At 64.6% G+C, this 633-nt stretch carries 1 protein-coding gene; it reads right to left on the reverse strand.

The genetic code is table 11. The features are described from left to right. Window positions 1-633: Ppx/GppA phosphatase family protein (locus JP75_RS24865; protein WP_035088030.1), on the reverse strand; the 633-nt coding region annotated here is incomplete at both ends.

Genomic DNA, 633 nt, shown 5'->3' on the forward strand with positions numbered 1-633 from the left:
CGCTCTTCTGCTTGAGGCCCATATAGCGAACCGCCAGAACTTCGGCGAGGAAGGCGCGACCGGGGTGGTCAACGCCCGTCATCGAGCCATAAGCCACCATGTCGATGCTCTGCTCGCCGCGATAGTCGGGATGACCGCGCCAGCCGATGTCGGAGATGAGGCAGGCCACGCGCCGCAGCCGGCGCTCTTCCTCGGTTTCGGCAAAGCCTATGGCCGAGAGGAAATTGTCAGTGAAACCCACGAGGTCATGGGCATGAAGCGGTGAGCGCGAGCGCAGCACCGAGATTTCCTCTGCCGCCTGCACCAACGGGTCAACCTGCTGCTCGGCAGCATCGAGAAGCCCGTAGAGGTAGCCCTCGCGCACGCCCAGCGCCGAGAACACCACGTTCTTGAAGTTGCCTGCCTTGACCACTTCGCCGAGCACCGCAGCACCGAAGGGGATCAGGTCGCGACGGGACGAGCTGGTGGTGTCCATGCCCGGATAGGGCTTGTTGGTTTCCGCCGCCTCGACGATCGCGTCGCAGAGCTTGGCGAGGTCCGGCCCCTTGACCGTGTAGTGCTGCACCATATGCAGCGGATAGCGCCGCTGGACCTGGTACACCTTGGCCAGCGACCGCCACGTGCCGCCGATGG

Source organism: Devosia riboflavina (genome assembly GCF_000743575.1).
Lineage (GTDB): Bacteria > Pseudomonadota > Alphaproteobacteria > Rhizobiales > Devosiaceae > Devosia > Devosia riboflavina.